Origin of the sequence: Pararhodobacter aggregans (assembly GCF_003075525.1) — a bacterium.
GTDB lineage: Bacteria > Pseudomonadota > Alphaproteobacteria > Rhodobacterales > Rhodobacteraceae > Pararhodobacter > Pararhodobacter aggregans.
The window spans coordinates 235,048-251,692 of record NZ_QDDR01000007.1; the positions used below are offsets into that span (position 1 = coordinate 235,048).

Genomic DNA, 16,645 nt, shown 5'->3' on the forward strand with positions numbered 1-16,645 from the left:
GTTGACTGGCTCAGCCCGACTGACGCAGGCGGAAACGCTGGATCTTGCCCGTTTCGGTCTTGGGCAAGGCGCGTGTGAAGATGATGGAACGGGGATATTTATAGGGCGCGATGGTCGCCTTGACGTGCTCTTGCAGAAGCTTGGCCAGCGCGTCGGACGGTGTCTCGCCCGCGCCCAGCACGATATGCGCCTCGACGATGGTACCGCGCGCCTCATCCGGCACGCCGATCACCGCGCATTCCGCCACCGCCGGGTGGGCAAGGAGCGCCGCCTCCACCTCGGGCCCGGCGATGTTGTAGCCGGCCGAGACGATCATGTCGTCGTTGCGCGCGGCGAAGTGGAAATAGCCATCGTGATCCATCACGAAGGTGTCGCCGGTGATGTTCCAGCCGTTCTGCACGTATTCGCCCTGCCGGTCACCATAGAGGTAGCGGCAGCCGGTCGGCCCCTTGACCGCCAGCCGCCCCGGCTCGCCGGGCGGCAGTTCCGCGCCATCGGGGCCGATCACGCGGGCCTCGTACCCGGTGACCGGCTTGCCGGTGCAGGCCGGGCGGTGGTCGGTGAAGCGGTTGGTGACGAAAATATGCAGCATCTCGGTGGCGCCGATCCCGTCGAGCATCGGCTTGCCGGTCTTGGCCATCCATTCGTCATAGACCGGGCCCGGCAGCGTCTCACCGGCCGAGACGGCGGCGCGCAGCGAGGACAGGTCCGCCCCCTCGTCCATCGCCCGCATCATGGCGCGATAGGCGGTGGGCGCGGTGAAACAGACCGTCGCCCGGTATTTCTGGATGATCTCGATCATGTTGGGCGGGGTGGCGTTCTCCAGGAGCGTCGCGGCAGCGCCGAAGCGCAGCGGGAAGATGGCGAGGCCCCCGAGGCCGAAGGTGAAGGCCAGGGGCGGCGAGCCCACGAAGATATCCTCGGGCACCACGCCCAGCACTTCGCGGGCATAGCCATCGGCGACGATCAGGAGATCGCGGTGGAAATGCATCGTGGCCTTGGGTTTCCCGGTCGAGCCCGAGGTGAAGCCAATGAGCGCCACATCGTCCTGCGCGGTCTGCACCGCCTCGAAAGTCACCGGCTTTTCCAGCGCCAGCCGGTCCAGTTCCGCGTCATGGTTCGAGGTGCCGTCGAACCCCACCACCGTCTTCAACCAGGGGCTGTCCTTGGCGCAGGCGGTGAGTTCATCCATCAGCCGCGTGTCGCACAGCGCATGGGTGATCTGCGCCGCCTCGACATATTTCGCCAGCTCGCCGGACCGCAGCATCGGCATGGTGTTGATGACCACCGCCCCCGCCTTGGTCGCCGCCAGCCAGCAAGCCACCATCGCCGGGTTGTTGGCCGAGCGGATCAGCACCCGGTTGCCGGGCTTCACGCCCAGATCCTCGACCATGGCGCGGGCCAGACGGTTGGTCCAGTCGGCCAGTTCCTTGTAGGTCCGCCGCCGCCCGTTGCCGATCAGCGCCGTGCGGTCGCCAAAGCCCTTGGCAACCATGGTATCGGTCATCTCGACGCCTGCGTTCAGCCGGTCGGGATAGTCGAACCCCTCGAGCCGCAGCTCGGGCCAGGCCTCCAGGGGCGGCAGGTTGTCGCGCGTGAAGCTGTCGACATGGGCGGAGGGTCTCAGCATCTCGGGTCTCCTGTTGGATCACGCCGGGTTTTCCCGGTCATGCGGTCATTTCTGATGGGCGGCGAGCGTCTGGCGGGCGATCACCACCCGCTGCACGTCCGACGCGCCCTCGTAGATCCTCAGCGCGCGGATCTCGCGGTAAAGGCTCTCGACCATCTGGCCATGGCGCACGCCATCGCCGCCGTGCAATTGCAGCGCCCGGTCGATGACCTGCTGCGCCTGATCGGTGGCGAAAAGCTTGGCCATCGCCGCCTCGCGCGTGACCCGGGGGGCGCCCGAATCCTTGGTCCAGGCGGCGCGGTAGACCAGCAGCGCCGAGGCGTCGACATCGACCGCCATGTCGGCGATATGCCCCTGCACCATCTGCAACTCGAACAGCGGCGCGCCCTGCACCTGCCGGCTCGTCACCCGGTCCAAAGCCTCATCCAGCGCCCGGCGGGCAAAGCCCAGCGCGGCGGCGGCGACGGACGAGCGGAACACATCCAGCACCGACATGGCGATGCGGAACCCCTGCCCCGGCCCGCCGATCATGGCGCTGGCCGGCACCCGGCAATCGGTGAAGCGCAGCCGGGCGAGGGGATGGGGGGCGATCGTTTCCAGCCGCTCGACCACCTCGAAGCCGGGCAGGTCGGGGGTGACGATGAAGCACGACAGCCCCTTGGCGCCCGGCGCCTCGCCGGTGCGGGCAAACAGCGTGTAGACATCGGCGATGCCACCGTTCGAGATCCAGGTCTTCTCGCCGTTCAGGACATAATCATTGCCGTCCCGCGTGGCGGTCATGGTGGAATTGGCCACGTCCGAGCCCGATTGCGGCTCGGTCAGCGCGAAGGCCGAGATCGCCTCGCCGCCCCGGGTCAGCGGCAGCCAGTCGGCGCGCTGTTCCTCGGTCCCGAAGAGCGAGATCGCCCCGGTCCCCAGCCCCTGCATGGCAAAGGCGAAATCCGCCAGCCCATCGTGGCGCGCCAGCGTCTCGCGGATCAGACAGAGGCTTCGCACATCGAGCCGCCCGTCCGGCGCCCCCGAATGCGCGGCGATCCCGGCCGCGCCCATCGCCGTCACCAGCGCCCGGCAGGCCGCATCGGTATCCGCGTGGTCGATGTCCAGCCCGGCGGCGAAATCCTCGACCTCCGCCGCCAGCGCCCGATGCCTTTCCTCGAAGAACGGCCAGTCCAGAAAGCTCCGATCCGCCATATCACTTTGCTCCAAATACGCACGGGGGTTCTCAGGGGGAGCGTGCTCCCCCTGAGCGGGGGGTGCGGGGGGCTGGCCCCCCGCCTTTCAATCGCCCTGAAACACCGGCTTTTCCTTCTTCACGAAGGCCTCGTAGGCCCGGGTGAAATCCTGTCCCTGCATGCAGATCGCCTGGGCCTGGGCCTCGGCCTCGATGGCCTGTTCCAGCCCCATCGACCATTCCTGCGCCAGCATGGTCTTGGTCATCATGTTGGCGAAATTCGGTCCCTCGGCGATGCGCCGGGCGAACTCGCCCGCGGTGGCCATCAGCTGATCGGGTTCGACCACGCGGTTGAAGAAGCCCCAGTTGTAGCCCTCTTCGGCCGTCATCGCGCGGCCCAGATACAGCAGTTCCGCCGCCCGGCCCTGACCGATGATGCGCGGCAGGATCGCGCAGGCGCCCATGTCGCAGCCCGCAAGCCCCACGCGGTTGAACAGGAACGCGGTCTTCGCCGAGGGCGTCGCCACCCGCAGGTCGGACGCCATGGCGATGATTGCGCCCGCGCCCGCGCAGACCCCGTCCACCGCGGCGATGATCGGCTTGCCGCAGCCGATCATGGCTTTGACCAGATCGCCGGTCATGCGGGTGAAGGCCAGAAGCTCCTTCATGCTCATCCGGGTCAGCGGCCCGATGATGTCATGCACATCACCGCCCGAGCTGAAATTCCCGCCGTTCGGGGCGAAGATCACCGCCTTGACCGTATCATCATAGACCAGCCCCCGGAACCAGTCGCGCAGTTCCGCGTAGCTGTCGAAGGTCAGCGGGTTCTTGCGTTCGGGCCGGTCGAGCGAGACGGTGGCGATGCCGTTTTCGATGCTGAGAAGGAAGTGCTGGGGCATGGGTGCTCCTGTCAGATTTCGCCGCCCGAAAGGCTCAGCGCGTGTCCGTTGATCATGCGCGCCTCGGGCGAGGCGAGGTAGAGGGCGGCGCTGGCCACCTCGTCGGGGCGGATCAGCCCGCCGATGGGGTTGCCGCTGGCGACCATGGCCTCGGCCTTGGCGCGGTCGAGGCCCTTCTTCGCCATCAGACCCTCGATGGCGGTCTGGGCCAGAGGCGTATCGACGAAGCCCGGGCAGATCGCGTTGCAGGTGATGCCCTGTTTCGCCACCTCCTGCGCGACCGAGCGCACCAGCCCCAGCACCCCGTGCTTGGCCGAGGCATAGGCGGCAATCGCCGCGCCCCCCTTCAGGCTGGCGGTCGAGGCGATGGCAATGAGCCGTCCGCCCGGCTGCATGCCGTTCAGCGCCGCGCGGAAGGTCAGGAAGGTGCCGGTCAGCGTTACCGCCAGCGTGTCGTTCCATTGCGCCAGCGTGGTGTCGCGCAGCTTGGCGGCGGGGCCGCCGCCCGCATTGGCGATCACTACGTCGAAGGGCTGGTCGAACAGCGCCGCGACCTGCGCCTCGTCCGTCACGTCGGCCTGCCGCAGGGTCATGGCGAAGCCTTCCGCCGTTTCCTGCAACGCATCCAGACGCCGCCCGCAGATCGTCACGGCATCGCCCGCTTCCGCGAAGGCCCGGGCGATGGCGCGGCCGATGCCCGACCCGCCGCCGGTGACCAGAACGCGCCTCATGCCCGGATCGTCTCGGCTTCGCGGTCGGCCAGCCGCCAGGCCTGATCGCGCCCGTTGAGATAGGGCATCGGCCAGTCGGGCGCGGTGCGGTCGCCGATGCGGGTCGCCTCGTGCAGGGTCCAGTAGGGGTCGTTCAGATGCGGGCGGCCCACCGCCACCAGATCGGCGCGGCCCGCCATCAGGATCGAGTTGGCGTGGTCGGCCTCGGAGATATTGCCGACCGCCATGGTGCGGATCCCGGCCTCGTTGCGGATCCGGTCGCTGAACGGCGTCTGGAACATGCGGCCATAGACCGGGCGAGCCTCGATGGTGGTCTGGCCGGCCGAGACGTCGATCAGATCGGCGCCCGCTTCGGTGAACATCCGCGCGATTTCAACGGCTTCCGAGGGGGTCACACCCGCGTCGCCCACCCAGTCGTTGGCCGAGATACGGACCGACATCGGCGTGCCTTCCGGCACCACGGCGCGCATCGCCGCGAAGACCTCCAGCGGCCAGCGCATGCGGTTTTCCAGCGAGCCGCCGTAGTCGTCCCTGCGCTGGTTCGACGTGGGCGAGATGAAGGACGACACGAGGTATCCATGCGCCGCGTGCAGCTCGATCATGTCGAAGCCCGCGCGAACCGCCATTTCGGTGGAGGCCACGAATTCGGCCTTCACCTGATCCATCTCGGCCCGCGTGATCTCGCGCGGCATGGCGTTGCGCTTGGACCAGGGCAGGGCCGAGGCGCTGACCAGATCCCAGTTCCCGCTGTCGAGCGGCAGGTCGATGCCCTCCCAGCCAAGGTTGGTCGAGCCCTTGCGCCCCGAATGGCCGATCTGGCAGCAGATCCTGGCATCCGTCTCGGCATGGACGAAAGCGGTCAGGCGCTTCCACGCGGCTTCGTGTTCCGGCGCATAGAGGCCGGGGCAGCCGGGGGTGATCCGGCCCTCGGGCGAGACGCAGGTCATCTCGGTATAGACGAGGCCCGCGCCGCCCTTGGCCCGTTCGCCGTAATGGATCAGGTGCCAATCGGTCGGGCAGCCGTCGACGGCCTTGTATTGCGCCATGGGCGAGACGACGATGCGGTTCTTCAGCGCCATGTCGCGCAGCTGGAACGGCGCGAACATCGGCGCGCGCAGCGGCGCATCGGGCGCGGCGCCGGCGGTGTTCTGGAACCAGCGTTCGGCGCTTTGCAGCCATTCGGGGTCGCGCAGGCGCAGGTTCTCATGGCTGATCCGCTGCGAGCGGGTCAGCAGCGAATAGTTGAACTGCACCGGGTCGAGATCGAGGTAACGCTCGACTTCCTCGAACCATTCCAAGGAGTTGCGCGCCGCCGACTGCAGGCGCAGCACTTCCAGACGACGCTCGGCCTGGTAGCGCTCGAACGCCGCTTCCATGGTCGGTTCGGAATGCAGGTAATCGGCCAGCGCGATGGCGCTGTCGAAAGCCAGCCGAGAGCCCGAGCCGATCGAGAAATGCGCCGTGGCCGAGGCATCGCCCAAGAGCACGACATTCTCATGGTGCCATTTCTCGCACAACACGCGGGGGAAGTTCATCCACACGGCCGAGCCCCGCAGATGGTTGGCGTTCGACATCAGCTCATGCCCGCCCAGATGCGACGCGAAAACCTCGCGGCATTTCTCGACGATCTCTTCCTTCGACATGCCTTCGAAGCCGAATTTCTCCCAGGTGTCCTGGGCACATTCGACGATGAAGGTCGCGGTATCGGCGTCGAATTGGTAAACGTGGGCCCAGATCCAGCCGTGATCCGTCTTCTCGAAGATGAAGGTGAAGGCGTCGTCGAATTTCTGATGCGTGCCCAGCCAGATGAACTTGCAGGCCCGCAGCTCCACGTCCGGCTTGAAAACCTCGGCATATTCCTGACGCACGCGGGAGTTGATGCCGTCGGCGCCGACCACCAGATCGTAATCCTTGCGGTATTCCTCGGCCGTCTTGAACTCGGTCTCGAAACGCAGCTCCACCCCCAGCTCGCGGGCGCGTTGTTGCAGCAGGATCAGCATCTGCTTGCGGCCGATGCCGGCAAAGCCATGCCCGCCGGAAACGGTGCGCACCCCGTCATGGATCACCGCGATATCGTCCCAATAGGCGAAATGCGAGCGGATCGCCTCGGCGCTGGTCGGGTCGTTCTGCGCCAGATTGGACAGCGCGTCGTCGGACAGCACCACCCCCCAGCCGAAGGTGTCATTGGCGCGGTTGCGCTCGATCACCACCACTTCGTGCGCGGGATCGCGCAGCTTCATCGAAATGGCGAAATACAGGCCGGCGGGACCGCCGCCAAGACAGGCTACACGCATGGATCGTCCCTCGCTCAACGCGGACATGGCGGGGCCGGGCCCCGGCAGAGGACCGGATCGACCCTCCGCTTCGGGACTCAGGAAAGCACCATTCGGGGCACGTTTCAACATTAAAGTTTTAAACTTGAAACTTTTCCCCCGGCCACCCTCTGCGACCATGACAAGGCTTGATCCGCGCGCGCGGGCGCTTAAACTTTCAGACTTGAAATAACCGCGCGGAAGCCCTCTCACCCGCCCCGCGACCCATGACCGGAGCTGCCGCATGACCGAGAGCCCTCTGCTGGACGCCGCCCCCGAACCGGCCCAGGACCCGCTGAGCAAACGCCGCCTCAAGGCCTGGATACGGCTGCTGAACGTGACCCGGCAGGCCGAGAACCAGCTGCGCGAATATCTGCGCGTCAACCACGACACCACGCTGCCCCGCTTCGACGTGATGGCCGCCCTCTGGCGACGGCGGGACGGGCTGAGCATGTCGGACCTGAGCCGGGCGCTGCTGGTCTCGAACGGGAACGCCACGGCGGTGGTCGACCGGCTGGAACGCGACGGGCTGGTGATCCGCACGCCGGTGGCCAATGACCGCCGCACGGTGCGGGCCACGCTGACCGATGAGGGGATGCGCGTCTTCGAGGCGATGGCAGCCGCACATGAGCGCGAGGTGAACGGCCTTTTCGCCGGGCTCGACGCCGCCGATCTGGAGGCGCTGCGCACGATCTTGCAGAAAGCCAGCGCCCAGGGGTGAAACGCGGCAGATTTGCCCGCTATCGAAAAGGAAATGTCCGATCGGTGAAGCCCTGCCGCTGGCCCCACCCGGCCGGTTTCGCGTCTAATCGGGGGCAGAGAGATCCCGAACCGGAGCACCCGATCCATGCACAGCCTGCTGAAAACGCTCGAAGCCCGGGGCGATCTGCGCCGCGTCGCCAAGCCCGTGGACCCGCAGCATCAGCTTGCCGCCGTGACAAGGGCCGTGCAGCGCGCGGGGGGCGAGGCGGTGCTGTTCGAGACCGTGCAGGGCAGCAGCCTGCCGGTGGTGTCCAACATCTTCGGCAGCCACCAGCGCCTTTGTGACATGATCGGCACCGGCGAGCAGACCTTCTGCCAGCGCTGGATCGCCCTGACCGAGGCCTGCATCGCCGCGCCGCCCGGCAGCTTCACCCGCCCCGCGACCGGGGCCGAGGCGGGCGGGTTCATCTCCGGCAAACTGTCCGACCTGCCCGCGATCACCTGGCACGGGCGCGACGGCGGCCCCTATTTCACCAGCGCGATCTTCCTGGCCAGTGACCCCGAGACGGGGGTGGCGAACCTGTCGTTCCACCGCTCGCAGCAGATTTCCGATCAGGAGTTGCGGGTGCGGCTGGGCGGCACGCATGACCTCGCCCGCTATCAGCGCGCCGCCGAGGAGAAGGGCGAGGCGCTGGAGGCGGCGCTGATCCTCTCGGCCCCGCCCGAGATCTTCCTCTCGGCCTGCGCCTCGCTGCCCTATGAGGCGTCGGAACTGGCGATGGCAGCGCAGATCCGGGGCGAGCCGCTGGCGATGCGCAAATGCGTGACCCTCGATCTGGAGGTGCCCGCCAGCGCCGATATCGTGGTCGAAGGCCGCTTCCTGCCGCATGAACGCCGCCCGGAAGGTCCCTTTGGCGAATTCATGGGCAATTATGTGGAAATCGGCCCCAACCATGTCTTCGAGGTCACGCATGTCAGCTACCGGCCGGACGCGGTGCTGCACGGGCTCCTCTGCGGCTCGCCCGAGGATCTGCGCCCGCTGGAGGCGGTGACGGCGGCGCGGGTTTACCGCGCGGTCAACGCGGCGGTGCCCGGGGTGATCGACGTGAGCTGTCGGCCCAACGTGATGATCTCGATCATCAAGATCAAAAAGGCCTATGAGGGGCACGCGCAGCATGTGTTCCTGGCGGCGCTGGCCTCGCATCTCGATTACAACAAGGTGGTGATCGTGGTGGACGAGGATGTGGATATCCACGACCTCGACGACGTGATGTGGGCCTATCTGACGCGGGGCCGGGCCGATACGCGGGCGATGATCCTGAACGACATTCCGGGCTTTTACCGCGATCCGAAAAAGGACCATTGGGGGCGGCTGTGCATCGACGCGACGATGCCCTGGGGGCGCGAGGCGGAATTCGCGCGCAAGTCGATCCCCGGGCAGGACGGGATCGACCTGAAGGATTGGCTGGCATGAGCCGCGCGCCGGATCGGCTGATCGTCGGGATTTCCGGTGCGTCGGGGGTGCGCTACGGCGTGCGGCTGCTGGAGATCCTGCGCGACACGCCCATTGAGACGCATCTGGTGATGACCCCGGCGGCCGAGATCACGCTGGCGCATGAGACGGATCTGAAAGTCGCGCAGGTCCACGATCTGGCCGACCGGGTTCACGCGGCGAAGGATATCGCGGCCGGCATCTCCAGCGGGTCGTTCCGCACGCTGGGGATGGTGGTCGCGCCCTGTTCGGTGCGCTCGATGTCCGAAATCGCGACCGGCGTCACCTCGGGGCTGCTGACCCGGGCGGCGGATGTGGTGCTGAAGGAGCGGCGCAAGCTGGTCCTGATGGTCCGCGAGACGCCGCTGCATCTGGGGCACCTGAGGACCCTGACCCAGCTGGCCGAGATGGGGGCGATCATCGCCCCGCCGGTGCCCGCCTTCTACAACCGTCCCGAAAGCCTCGATGATATCGTCGACCACAGCCTGGGCCGGGTGCTGGACCTGTTCGGGATCGAGACGGATCTGGTCCGGCGCTGGAAAGACTAGGGGTGTCCCATGCGTGGGGCAAGATGGCGGAGTCAGGAATTCCAAGGGTTTGGCCGGGGCCGTTACGCCTTTGGCAGGAGTGTCCCATGCCGCGACCCTTGCCCGGCCAGCGCGATCTGTCTATCCCCTGCCCCATGCGCATCCTTGAGAACGTAATCAGCGACCGCGGGTCGAAATACGCCGTCTCGGGCGGGCCCTGCCAGAGCGAGGACGAGGCGAAGGCCTTCATCAAGGAGCTGTGCCGCAAGAAGAAATTCGCCAAGGCGACGCATCATTCCTGGGGCCTGCTGACCGCGGACGGCGCCTTGAAGAACGACGATGGCGAGGCGGGCGCCGGGATGGTCATCCTGCGGATGCTGGAGCGCGCGGGGGTGACGGATCATCTGGTGGTGGTGACGCGCTGGTACGGCGGCAAGCATCTGGGCGGCGACCGCTTCCGGCATGTGCAGGACGCGGTGCGGATCTATCTGGACGCCCCCTGATCCGGGCCGAAGGCATCGAGCAACTGCCCGATCTCGCCCTCGGTCACCGGCGTCCCGCCGAGGAAGGACCGCAGGCCCGGCAGCGGATCAGCGGCGCCGGCACCCCGCGCCGCCAGCCACTCGGCGATGATCCCGGCCTGCACCCGCTCGGCCGCCAGTTCCACCGCTTTCAGCCGGTCGCGGAACCCTTCGCGCTGATCGTCCCCGACCCCGGCCACCGGCGCCCGCAGAGCGATGCGCAGCGCCCTTGCCGGGCGCACGGCGGCGGCGCGCCAGGGCTCGGACCGGCTGCGCAACGCCTGAACCTCGGCCGGGGACAGGGGCGCGCCCAGCTCCCGGGCGGCATAGCACAGGCCCAAGAGGACCATCACGTCGATGCCGCCCTGATCCTGCAGACGCAGGCAGAGGGGGGCGATGCCCGGGCGGGCATAGGCGGCGGTGATCGCCGCCCATAGCGCGTCTTCGCCGTTCATTCCGCGTCGATGCGGAAGGCGGGGGGCGTGGGGCGGGTCACATCGGGGACCGGGATGGCGTCGATCATGCGGCGGGTGAACTCGTGCTGGGGGTTGGACCAGACCTGCCGCGCGGGGCCGGTCTCGACAATCTCGCCCTTGTACATCATCGCCACGCGGTCGGCGAAGGTTTCCACCAGCATCAGGTCATGGCTGATGAACAGATAGCTCAGGCCCATGTCGCGCTTGAGTTCCCACAGCAGGTTGATGATCTGCGCCTGAATCGACACGTCCAGCGCGGAAACCGGTTCATCGCAGATCAGCAGGTCCGGCTGCATGACCAGCGCCCGGGCGATGCCGATCCGCTGGCGCTGCCCGCCCGAGAATTCATGCGGGAAGCGGCGGCCCCAGTCGATGGGCAGGCCCACCCGCTCCATCATCTGATGCGCGCGTTTCAGGCGAGTGGATTTGTCGCCGATCTGGTGGATGTCCAAGGGCTCGCGGATCAGTTGCTCAACCCGTTTGCGGGGGTTCAGCGAGGAAAACGGGTCCTGAAACACGCATTGGATATGCGGCCGGAAGCGTTTGAGCTGGAAGCGGTCGAGACCGGCGATATCGTTGCCGTCGTATTCGATCACGCCCGAGGACGGCGCTTGCAGGCCGAGGATGGTGCGGGCGAGCGTGGTCTTGCCGCAGCCGGATTCGCCGACCAGCGCCAGCGTCTCGCCCCGGTTCAGATGCAGCGAGATGCCGCGCACCGGGTGGATCATCTCTTTGCCGACGCGGAAGCTGACGTGCAGGTCGTCGATGCGCAGGAGGGGGTTGGTCATGTCAGACCCTCGCGTCGGTGACGGGGTGGTGGCAGGCGTAACCATGCGCGCCCTCATAGGTCGGATCGGGGAAGCGCGCATGGCAGAGGTCGCTGGCATTGGGGCAGCGCGGAGCGAACCGGCAGCCGGGCATCGGGTCGGCGATGGAGGGGACGGTGCCGGGGATCTCGCGCAGGACACCGCCCTGGGCCGAGGCGCGCTCAGGGTTCGGCGTCGCGTCCAGCAGACCGCGGGTATAGGGGTGGCGGGGGTTGAGGAACAGGTCGCGGGTCGGCGCTTCCTCGGCCTTGTTGCCGGCGTACATGACCATCACCCGGTCGGCGGTATGCGCCACCAGCCCGAGGTTGTGGGTGATGAGCACGATCGCCACGCCGGTATCGCGTTGCAGCCGTTTCAGAAGCCGCATGATCTGCGCCTGAACGGTGACGTCCAGCGCGGTGGTGGGCTCGTCCGCGATCAGCACATCGGGGTTGCAGGCCAGCGCCATGGCGATGACCACGCGCTGCAATTGCCCGCCGGACAGCTTGTGCGGATAGGACCAGGCGAGGGTCTCGGGGTTCGGCAGATCGACCTTGGTCAGCAGGTCGATGACCCGGGCCCAGGCCATGGCGCGGGGGAGTTTCTCGTGCTCCTCGATCACCTCGAGCACCTGTTTGCCGACCGGATAGAGCGGATCGAGCGCGGCCATCGGTTCCTGAAAGACCATGCCGATCTCGGCCGCGCGGACCTTGCGCATGGCGCGGTTGTCGGTGATCGGCAGCTCGCGGCCCTTGAAGCGGATGGTGCCCGAGAGCTTTTCCACCGCATCGGGCAGAAGGCCCATGATGGCGAGCGAGGTCATCGACTTGCCACAGCCGGATTCGCCGACGATGGCCAGCGTCTCGCCCGCGTTCACGTGGAACGAGACGCCGCGCAGGATCAGGACGCCGGGTTTCTTGCGCACGCAGATCTGCAGGTTCTCGACCTGGAGGATGGGGTTGCTCATCACTGCCCCCTCTGGCTGCGAAGCCGCGGGTTGAGGTAATCGTTCAGCCCGTCGCCCACCAGGTTCAGCGCCAGCGCGGTCAGCAGCAGGGCGATGCCGGGGATGGTCATGATGTACCAAGCATCGCGCAGGTTGTTCTTGCCCATGCCGATCATCGTGCCCCAGGTGGTGACATTGGGATCGCCGAAGCCGAGGAAGCTGAGCGCGCTTTCCATCAGGATGGCGGTGGCGATCATGATGGTCGACATGACGGTGACGCCGGACATGGCGTTGGGCAGGATCTGGGTGAAGATGATGCGCATGTCGCTCATCCCGACGACGATGCAGCCCTGCACATAGGCTTTCTCGCGCAGGACCATGAACTCGCCGCGCACCAGACGGGCGATGGCGGGCCAGCTGACCACGGCGAGCGAGAAGATGATGACCTGAATGGACGGGCCGAGGACGGCGACGACGACGATGGCCAGCATGAACTGCGGGATGGTCTGGAAGAGCTCGGTCACCCGCATCAGCAGGTTGTCGATCCAGCCGCCGTAATAGCCGGCGAAGGCGCCGACGAGGATGCCGAAGACCATGGCGACGGTGACCGAGGCGAAGCCGACCAGAAGCGAGATCTGCGCGCCGTAGAACAGCCCCGCCAGGATGTTGCGGCCCAACCCGTCGGTGCCCAGGGGCGCGCCGGCGTATTGACCGGGCCATTGCAGCGGCGGGCCCATCATCGTGTCGGGGGGCTGCGGGAAGAACAGGGGCGCCGTGGCGGCCATGAAGAACACCGTCGCCAGCAGCAGGAGGCCGAGCAGCATCATCCAGTCGCGCAGGATGGCGGTGAGAAGGGATTTCAGGCGGTCCATCACTTCAGCTCCACGGTCGGGTTGATGACGGCATAGAGCAGGTCCACGATCAGATTGGCGAGGATCACGAAGAACGAGCTGAGCACGAGGATACTGAGCAGCAGGTTCAGGTCGCGCTGGAACATGGCGTCGAACATCAGCCGCCCGACCCCGGGCCAGGAAAACACCGTCTCGGTCAGCACCGCGCCGCCGAGGAAGTTGCCAACGTTGGTGCCGACCACGGTGACCAGCGGCAGGACCGCGTTCCTGAGCGCGTGGCGATAGGAGAGGCGGCGCTCGGAAATCCCCTTGGCCCGGGCCACGCGGATGAAATCGAGGGACAGGACCTCCAGCATGCCCGCCCGGACCAGCCGGATGTAGATGGCGAGGTAGAAGATGGATTGCGCCAGCGCGGGCAGGATCAGGTGATGGGCGATATCCGCCACCCGGTCCCAGCCGGTGTTGAAGGCCAGCACGTTTTCCATGCCGGAGGTGGGCGTCCAACCCAGCGTCACGGCGAAGATCAGGATCATCATCAGGCCGATCCAATAGGGCGGCGTGCCGTAAAGCAGCAGCGCCACGAAGGAGATCACCCGGTCCGGCCAGCGGTTGGCATAGCGCGCGGCGGTGACACCGAAGACGATGCCGCCGATGACCGCGATGACGATCGCCGCACCCATCAGCATCAGCGTGGCGGGCATCCGGCTGAAGATCAGCACCGAGACCCGCTCGTTGAAGACATAGGAATAGCCCAGATCCAGCGTCGCCAGCCGCACCAGGAAAGCCCAGAGCTGGCTGAGCAGCGGCTGGTCCAGTCCGAATTGCGCGCGAAGCTGGGCGATATAGGCGGGGTCGGCGGTGCCTGCCTGCCCGGCCAGGGCCTCGGCCGCGTCGCCGGGGGCGAGTTTCAGCAGGAAGAAGTTGATGATGGCAATGGCCAGCATCGCCAGCGCACCATAGGCCACCCGCTTGGCCAGAAAGGCCCAGGGGAAGCGGCGTCGGATCGGTTTCATGCGGGGATTTCCGTAGGGCATGCAGGTGGCAGGCGGCCATCAGGCAGGGCCTGCCCCTGATGGATGGCCACAAGCCAGTCGTAGAAGCCATAGACCGGCAGGTCCAGCGCCTCGGCCAGCGCCGCCTGATAGGGCGGCAGGTTGGTGCATTCGAGGACCAGCGCCCCTGTGTCGGGCGCGCGGTCCAGAAGGGCGCGGGCGGCGGCGATCAGCTCGGCCGTGGCCCGGGCGGCGTCGATGGGGCGGTCGGGGTCGTTGGCGCGCAGGACGTTCAGCAGATGCGCATCCTCGGGCAGCGCGCCGACCGGCAGGTCGGGCGCGACCCCGGCCGCGGCCAGATGCGCCGGGGTGATCGAGCCCTGAAGCAGCCCCATCACCGCCACCTTGCCGTGCTGCGCCTGCCGGAGCGGGATCTGGAACAGCGACGAGGCGGTGAAGGGCACCGGGCAACCCTGCGAAAGCCGCGCCTGCTGGAAGACCAGCAGCCCGCACGAGGTGGTGAGGAGTTCCGCCCCCCGCGCCACCAGCCGGTCGCGCGCGGCACGGAACCCCTCGGCCAGCGCCGGATCCTCAGGATCGCCCTGCAGGATCCGGGTCATGCTGGCCCCGCCCACGGTTTCGTAAAGGACCCTGCCGCCGAAGGTGCTTGCATTGCCGATGTCACCGGGTGGCCGCGCGAAGCGGGTGTCCAGCAACAGGACGCCGACAGGCGGCAGGGTTGGCTGCGGATCGCTCATCCGGTGAAGGCGAGCGAGCCATAGGGGGCGCGGATGCCGTCAGGGCCGGGAACGAAATTCACGACATTGGCGGCGGCGATGGTGACATAGATCGGCCGCGCCACCGGCAGGATCGGCAGATCGGTCATGGCAAGCTGCTGGAAGCGCACGAAGAGGGCGCGGCGGGCCTCGGGGTCGGGTTCGACCGAGGCGTCCTCGAGGATCTGATCCATCTCGGCGCTTTCATAGCCGGTCGAGTTGACGAAGGGCGTCCCCTGCGAGGCGGCCTTCGACCACCAGAAGCGCTGCGAGCCGATGGTCGGGTCGGCGGTGACCGAGCCCGGATAGAGCGTCAGATCGTAGTCGTATTCGCCAAAGACCGAGCGGATGAAGGTCGGGATATCGGCCGAGATCAGCTCCAGATCGACGCCCACGTCGCGGAAGTTCTGCTTCAGGAACTGGCCCATCCGTTCATAGGTGTCGCCCACCGTCGGCGCGATCAGCCGCAGGCTGAAGCGCATGCCGTCGGCGCCCCGGGCGTAACCGGCGGCATCGAGCAGCGCGTTGGCGCGGGCCGGGTCGTAGTCGTAGCTCGGCACATCGGCGGTGTAGAAGTTGGGCAGGGTTTCCGGGATCGGGCCAGTCAGCATCTCGGCCAGACCGTAATAGACCACGCCCAGCATCGCCTCGCGGTTCATGGCGTGCATCAGGGCCTGACGGACCTCCAGCTTGGCGAGATGCTCGTTGCGCAGGTTGGTGTGGATCATGTCGAGCGAGTTGTTCATCTCGGTCCCGCGGGTGTCGACCTGGAAGTCGGCGCTGTCCATGAAGCGCTGGACCTGGTTGACCGGGATCGGGCCGTCACCGGCCAGATGCAGCTCGCCCGCGTCCAGCGCGGCGGCACGGGCCGAGGGGTCGGTGATGATGCGCACGACCAGCCGTTCCAGCTTCGGCTCGCCCTCGCCCCAGTAATTCTGGTTGGCGGTCATGATGATATGCGAACCGCGCTCCCAGGTCTGGAAGACGAAGGGGCCAGTGCCCACGGGCGCGTTGTTGGCCGGGTTCTGGAGGACATCGGTCCCCTCATAGACATGCTTCGGCAGCATGGGCGATTCCCAGCCGGCCAGCGCGTACATCAACGCGGGCGCAGGCTGGCTGAGGCGCAGGATGGCGGTGTGGTCGTCGGGCGTCTCCACCGCCGTGACGCTGGCCAGCGTCGAGCGGCCGCGCGGGTGGTGCTGCTTCAGGATCTCCATGATCGTGTATTGCACATCGGCCGAGGTGAAGGGCTGGCCGTCGTGCCACATCACGCCTTCGCGCAGCGAGAAGGTGATGGACAGGCCGTCCGCCGCGACCTCCCAAGCGGTCGCCAGCGCCGGGGTGGGCGAGACGTTGAAATCGTAGTTCAGCAGGCCTTCGAGCATCTTGCCCGAGACGACGGTGACCGGCGAGGCGGTGTTGAAGGCGGCGCACATGGCGTTGGGTTCGGGGGTCACGCACATGGCCAGGGTGCCCGATTGCTGGGCTTTCAGCGGGCCGAAGGGCAGGATTCCGGCGGCGAGGCCCGCACCCGAGGCCAGCAGCAGGGCGCGGCGGCTCATGGCGAAGGTCGGGGAGGTCGGTGTCTTGGTCATGTCATTTCCCTGTTGCGCGGGTCGAATGGCCCGGTTGCCCCGGCAGGACACCGGGCGAGCATTCGCTCTGTCTCCGGCGTCTTTGTTGCGGTTCCTGGAGTATTCCGGCGTGCCCCCGTTCTCGCCAGTAGGGGGGTTTCAGATTCCAGTTCTGATTTTTCTGTTATCGGTCATTTCACCGGATTGGCCCGCAATCAGGGGGTGAAGCCCGTTGCAAC

At 67.2% G+C, this 16,645-nt stretch carries 16 protein-coding genes; 4 read left to right on the forward strand and 12 right to left on the reverse strand.

The features are described from left to right. Nucleotides 1-10: 10 nt before the first annotated feature. The 5 genes from DDE23_RS14755 to DDE23_RS14775 all read right to left on the reverse strand — a co-directional run bounded on the left by DDE23_RS14755 (nucleotide 11) and on the right by DDE23_RS14775 (nucleotide 6,725). Nucleotides 11-1,630: an AMP-binding protein gene (locus tag DDE23_RS14755; protein WP_107752504.1), complete on the reverse strand. Its 1,620-nt coding sequence runs from the start codon at nucleotides 1,628-1,630 to the stop codon at nucleotides 11-13. A gap of 45 nt (nucleotides 1,631-1,675) precedes the next feature. Continuing rightward, nucleotides 1,676-2,821, reverse strand: coding sequence for an acyl-CoA dehydrogenase family protein (locus DDE23_RS14760; RefSeq protein WP_107752505.1), 1,146 nt, complete (start codon nucleotides 2,819-2,821; stop codon nucleotides 1,676-1,678). Between the two features lie 87 nt (nucleotides 2,822-2,908). Beyond that, nucleotides 2,909-3,700: an enoyl-CoA hydratase family protein gene (locus DDE23_RS14765; RefSeq protein WP_107752506.1), complete on the reverse strand. Its 792-nt coding sequence runs from the start codon at nucleotides 3,698-3,700 to the stop codon at nucleotides 2,909-2,911. 11 nt (nucleotides 3,701-3,711) lie between these two features. After that, a complete protein-coding gene (locus DDE23_RS14770; protein ID WP_107752507.1) occupies nucleotides 3,712-4,431 on the reverse strand; it encodes an SDR family NAD(P)-dependent oxidoreductase in 720 nt (239 codons plus the stop codon). Beyond that, nucleotides 4,428-6,725 (reverse strand): bifunctional salicylyl-CoA 5-hydroxylase/oxidoreductase, encoded by a 2,298-nt coding sequence (locus DDE23_RS14775; protein ID WP_107752508.1) that lies wholly within the window; start codon nucleotides 6,723-6,725, stop codon nucleotides 4,428-4,430. Before DDE23_RS14775 ends, DDE23_RS14770 begins: the two co-directional genes overlap by 4 nt. A gap of 262 nt (nucleotides 6,726-6,987) precedes the next feature. Between DDE23_RS14775 and DDE23_RS14780 the strand changes: the two genes are divergently transcribed. The 4 genes from DDE23_RS14780 (at nucleotide 6,988) to DDE23_RS14795 (ending at nucleotide 9,967) form a co-directional block, all read left to right on the forward strand. Next, entirely contained in the window at nucleotides 6,988-7,464 is a 477-nt protein-coding gene (locus tag DDE23_RS14780; RefSeq protein ID WP_107752509.1) for a MarR family winged helix-turn-helix transcriptional regulator, read from the forward strand. 126 nt (nucleotides 7,465-7,590) lie between these two features. Beyond that, nucleotides 7,591-8,919, forward strand: a complete 1,329-nt coding sequence (locus DDE23_RS14785; RefSeq protein ID WP_107752510.1) for a UbiD family decarboxylase — start codon at nucleotides 7,591-7,593, stop codon at nucleotides 8,917-8,919. Then, entirely contained in the window at nucleotides 8,916-9,485 is a 570-nt protein-coding gene (locus DDE23_RS14790; RefSeq protein ID WP_107752511.1) for a UbiX family flavin prenyltransferase, read from the forward strand. The genes DDE23_RS14785 and DDE23_RS14790 overlap by 4 nt, the downstream gene beginning before the upstream one ends. 134 nt (nucleotides 9,486-9,619) lie before the next feature. Then, entirely contained in the window at nucleotides 9,620-9,967 is a 348-nt protein-coding gene (locus DDE23_RS14795) for a YigZ family protein (RefSeq protein WP_107752557.1), read from the forward strand. On the opposite strand, the gene DDE23_RS14800 is transcribed toward DDE23_RS14795, so the two are convergent. Genes DDE23_RS14800 through DDE23_RS14825 form a run of 7 tightly spaced genes read right to left on the reverse strand, consistent with a single transcriptional unit; the run spans nucleotide 9,949 to nucleotide 16,427 of the window. Beyond that, nucleotides 9,949-10,440: a TIGR02444 family protein gene (locus DDE23_RS14800; RefSeq protein ID WP_107752512.1), complete on the reverse strand. Its 492-nt coding sequence runs from the start codon at nucleotides 10,438-10,440 to the stop codon at nucleotides 9,949-9,951. The genes DDE23_RS14795 and DDE23_RS14800 overlap by 19 nt on opposite strands. Continuing rightward, nucleotides 10,437-11,249 (reverse strand): ATP-binding cassette domain-containing protein, encoded by an 813-nt coding sequence (locus DDE23_RS25430; protein WP_202863268.1) that lies wholly within the window; start codon nucleotides 11,247-11,249, stop codon nucleotides 10,437-10,439. Before DDE23_RS25430 ends, DDE23_RS14800 begins: the two co-directional genes overlap by 4 nt. A 1-nt stretch (nucleotide 11,250) precedes the next feature. After that, entirely contained in the window at nucleotides 11,251-12,234 is a 984-nt protein-coding gene (locus tag DDE23_RS25435) for an ABC transporter ATP-binding protein (protein WP_202863269.1), read from the reverse strand. Continuing rightward, nucleotides 12,234-13,085, reverse strand: a complete 852-nt coding sequence (locus tag DDE23_RS14810) for an ABC transporter permease (protein ID WP_192883732.1) — start codon at nucleotides 13,083-13,085, stop codon at nucleotides 12,234-12,236. The genes DDE23_RS25435 and DDE23_RS14810 overlap by 1 nt, the downstream gene beginning before the upstream one ends. After that, nucleotides 13,085-14,077, reverse strand: coding sequence for an ABC transporter permease (locus tag DDE23_RS14815; RefSeq protein ID WP_107752513.1), 993 nt, complete (start codon nucleotides 14,075-14,077; stop codon nucleotides 13,085-13,087). The genes DDE23_RS14810 and DDE23_RS14815 overlap by 1 nt, the downstream gene beginning before the upstream one ends. Beyond that, nucleotides 14,074-14,814, reverse strand: coding sequence for an aspartate/glutamate racemase family protein (locus tag DDE23_RS14820; RefSeq protein ID WP_107752514.1), 741 nt, complete (start codon nucleotides 14,812-14,814; stop codon nucleotides 14,074-14,076). Before DDE23_RS14820 ends, DDE23_RS14815 begins: the two co-directional genes overlap by 4 nt. Next, entirely contained in the window at nucleotides 14,811-16,427 is a 1,617-nt protein-coding gene (locus tag DDE23_RS14825) for an ABC transporter substrate-binding protein (protein WP_107752515.1), read from the reverse strand. Before DDE23_RS14825 ends, DDE23_RS14820 begins: the two co-directional genes overlap by 4 nt. Between the last annotated feature and the right edge of the window lie 218 nt (nucleotides 16,428-16,645).

What these genes read in the sequence shown, in the direction of transcription:
- DDE23_RS14795 (WP_107752557.1), top strand. Translation starts at nt 9,620, where the DNA reads ATGCGCATCCTTGAGAACGTAATCAGCGACCGCGGGTCGAAATACGCC.
- DDE23_RS14760 (WP_107752505.1), bottom strand. Translation starts at nt 2,821, where the DNA reads ATGGCGGATCGGAGCTTTCTGGACTGGCCGTTCTTCGAGGAAAGGCAT.
- DDE23_RS14780 (WP_107752509.1), top strand. Translation starts at nt 6,988, where the DNA reads ATGACCGAGAGCCCTCTGCTGGACGCCGCCCCCGAACCGGCCCAGGAC.
- DDE23_RS14790 (WP_107752511.1), top strand. Translation starts at nt 8,916, where the DNA reads ATGAGCCGCGCGCCGGATCGGCTGATCGTCGGGATTTCCGGTGCGTCG.
- DDE23_RS14765 (WP_107752506.1), bottom strand. Translation starts at nt 3,700, where the DNA reads ATGCCCCAGCACTTCCTTCTCAGCATCGAAAACGGCATCGCCACCGTC.
- DDE23_RS14815 (WP_107752513.1), bottom strand. Translation starts at nt 14,077, where the DNA reads ATGAAACCGATCCGACGCCGCTTCCCCTGGGCCTTTCTGGCCAAGCGG.
- DDE23_RS25430 (WP_202863268.1), bottom strand. Translation starts at nt 11,249, where the DNA reads ATGACCAACCCCCTCCTGCGCATCGACGACCTGCACGTCAGCTTCCGC.
- DDE23_RS14775 (WP_107752508.1), bottom strand. Translation starts at nt 6,725, where the DNA reads ATGCGTGTAGCCTGTCTTGGCGGCGGTCCCGCCGGCCTGTATTTCGCC.
- DDE23_RS14755 (WP_107752504.1), bottom strand. Translation starts at nt 1,630, where the DNA reads ATGCTGAGACCCTCCGCCCATGTCGACAGCTTCACGCGCGACAACCTG.
- DDE23_RS14810 (WP_192883732.1), bottom strand. Translation starts at nt 13,085, where the DNA reads ATGGACCGCCTGAAATCCCTTCTCACCGCCATCCTGCGCGACTGGATG.
- DDE23_RS14770 (WP_107752507.1), bottom strand. Translation starts at nt 4,431, where the DNA reads ATGAGGCGCGTTCTGGTCACCGGCGGCGGGTCGGGCATCGGCCGCGCC.
- DDE23_RS25435 (WP_202863269.1), bottom strand. Translation starts at nt 12,234, where the DNA reads ATGAGCAACCCCATCCTCCAGGTCGAGAACCTGCAGATCTGCGTGCGC.
- DDE23_RS14825 (WP_107752515.1), bottom strand. Translation starts at nt 16,427, where the DNA reads ATGACCAAGACACCGACCTCCCCGACCTTCGCCATGAGCCGCCGCGCC.
- DDE23_RS14785 (WP_107752510.1), top strand. Translation starts at nt 7,591, where the DNA reads ATGCACAGCCTGCTGAAAACGCTCGAAGCCCGGGGCGATCTGCGCCGC.
- DDE23_RS14800 (WP_107752512.1), bottom strand. Translation starts at nt 10,440, where the DNA reads ATGAACGGCGAAGACGCGCTATGGGCGGCGATCACCGCCGCCTATGCC.
- DDE23_RS14820 (WP_107752514.1), bottom strand. Translation starts at nt 14,814, where the DNA reads ATGAGCGATCCGCAGCCAACCCTGCCGCCTGTCGGCGTCCTGTTGCTG.